Below are 2,716 nucleotides of genomic sequence, written 5' to 3' on the forward strand. Positions count from 1 at the left end.
TCGACAGCAAAACATCTTCATTCAACCTGCCCTCTGCTGAAAATTTGCGGATTTTAATTGCCTGTGCATGACTTGGGGTACAAGCCTCCGACTCCATGGTGTCGTACAATATCTCCTGTTCCTCTTTCGGCAAATAAGACAGCTCCACCGCCGGACGCATAGAAATCTTTTTGTCATCGACCATTTCTAGGATTTCCGGGATAAGCTCCGTAAGGCGGATATATCTTTGAATCTGACTTTTACTTTCTCCTACCTGTTCTCCTAGAACTTCTACGGAATATTTTCCTAACTTCTGCCCCAGTGGGGTAGAAGTTAAATCCGTTCTCTGTCCCTGTCTCTTCATAGCATCTAGCTTCATTTTATAAGCAAATGCCTTTTCGGATGGTAAGATTTCTTCTCGCTGAAGATTGCTGTCAACCATGACAATGACTGCTTGGTCATCACTAAGATTTCTTACAATACATGGCATTGTCTCTTTTCCAGCCAGTTCACTTGCCATTTTTCTGCGATGTCCGGAAATCATTTCATACCCACCCGTCGGTTTCTCCCTGACAAGTGCAGGCACTAATACACCATGAGCACGGACACTCTCAATTGTTTCCAACATCTTATCGTCCATTTTTACCTTAAACGGATGATTCGGGAAGTCTGTAATTTCATAAATAGAAATATTTTTTACATATTCCTGATTCTTCTGGTCTCTTTCTTCTTGCGTTGTAAAAAGATCATCGGCTGAGGGAAGATTCATGTTTATTTCTCTGCTTTTCGCCACATTGAATCACCTCCCTCGTAAATTCTGCATACGCCTTTGCAACAGTTCCATTCTTGTCATACTCATAAATACTCTGTCCTGCTGCACTGCTTTCTGCTGCTGTGATAGCCACTGGAATAACAGTTTTGAAAATCCTAATATGCTTTCCATAATTCTCTCTAAGGCTAGTCTCTGTTGTCCTTGCAAGTTTTGTTCTCATATCTGCAAGTGTCAGCAATACTCCATCAATCTTCAGATTAGGATTTAGCTGTCTCTGTACCTTACCGATTGTTTTCATTAACTGTGTCATGCCCTTTAGTGGAAGATAATGAGCCTGCACTGGAACAATTACACTATCTGCGGCAACTAACGCATTGATGGTCAACATTCCCAAACTAGGCATACAATCAATCAGGATATAATCATAATCCTTTTTCAAATCTGCCAGATACAGCTTTAAAGTCTGCTCTCTGCTCATAGCATTTACCAGTGAAATTTCCATGCCCGATAATTCAATGTTAGTCGGAATAATATCTACTCCCTCTTCATGATGCAAAATACCTTCATTATACACAAATGGTTCATCTTGTAATATCTTCTTCATTTGTGTTGCCAATGTAACCGGAAGATCATCTGCATCGGTCCATCCTAATGCGGTTGTTAAATCCCCCTGCGGATCAGCATCAACCAATAATACTTTTCGCCCCTGATGTGCAAGACCAATTCCCAGATTTAATGTAGTTGTGGTCTTGGCTGTTCCTCCCTTCTGATTTGCAAGGGCGATTACTTTACACTTGGTCATATAGGTTCCTCCTTCCTCGAAAAATTTAATAGCCAATCCTTTTTTACGGGACTGGCTATGTATAAAAATGGGCATGAAAAAACCGATTGATTCTCGATGAACCAATCGGCTATGTATAATTCAAAATGTATTTGGTGTACATATATCCGAACAATACTATAAAATGTATCTATTATAGTTGTTTATAAAGATATATAATACCTACTACAAATATAATATTTACAATTAACACATACGGAAATCTAAATAAAACCTTTTTTATACACATAAAGACAGCTTCTCTTATATTCCACCATCTTTGTTTCCATTTTATTTTCTTTTCCACTTTCTGTTGTGTATTACAATATTTTCCTGTGCTCTTCCCATTTTTTATTATTTCATAACAATTTTCATCTTTTTTTTCAATATCATACCAAACATACTCTCTTCCATTAACTGTCGTTCCTATATTTTTATCAACAATTTTTGAAATTGAATATAATAACAAAAATACGATATTAAAAATCACGAAACCAACTGCACAGACACAAATTAATGGTATAGTCAACTCTTTTTTATTTGTTAACTCACAAATACCTTTTACCAATGCTGACATTCCCGTAATGCCACCAAAAAAGACAAATATAATAGCAGAAAATAATCCAACTACAGTAATTATATTTGCATTCAAAGATCCTGAAACTTCATCCACTTTTCCCTGAAAGCTATCCATTATCGAATTAAAAGTATTCATTACATTATTTTGTATTTGATTGTTACTGACTCGCATATTTACTGCATTATTTTTCAGGCGTTCTTCCTCAAGTGCAATATGATCATATAATTTTTCCAAATTCAATATTATTTTATCTATCTCTAAATCCGATGACTCTCTTATAATTTGGTCACAATTTTCTCGTCTATATTCTAAAAAGGCCAACATAGCATCTATATTATTTAATATATAGCTTACAGCATCTTCACCTTCCTGCATTCTTTCATTAACAAATCTAGAAATAATATGATATTGATGTCTTGTATGCTTATCATAATATTTCACAACCTCTTTTAAACTTTTACTAAGTTCCTCCTCTTCAAAGCCATATTCATCAGAATAAAATATTTTTAATAATAAAGACTTCCCATACCCAAAATGGGACTTGTACCTTGAAAACTCTATATTT

General features: G+C 35.6%; 3 protein-coding genes. All 3 read right to left on the reverse strand.

The features are described 5' to 3' along the window. A partial coding sequence (locus LI149_RS14865) for a ParB/RepB/Spo0J family partition protein (protein WP_227143599.1) occupies positions 1-772 on the reverse strand: 772 nt, incomplete at its 3' end. Further along, entirely contained in the window at positions 726-1,553 is an 828-nt protein-coding gene (locus tag LI149_RS14870; protein WP_055157259.1) for a ParA family protein, read from the reverse strand. The genes LI149_RS14870 and LI149_RS14865, both read right to left, overlap by 47 nt. Positions 1,554-1,725: 172 nt before the next feature. Then, on the reverse strand, positions 1,726-2,716 hold a 991-nt coding region (locus LI149_RS14875; RefSeq protein WP_227143600.1), incomplete at its 5' end, for a hypothetical protein.

This window comes from Dorea sp. 210702-DFI.3.17, from assembly GCF_020560825.1.
GTDB classification, from domain to species: Bacteria; Bacillota; Clostridia; order Lachnospirales; family Lachnospiraceae; genus Dorea; species Dorea formicigenerans.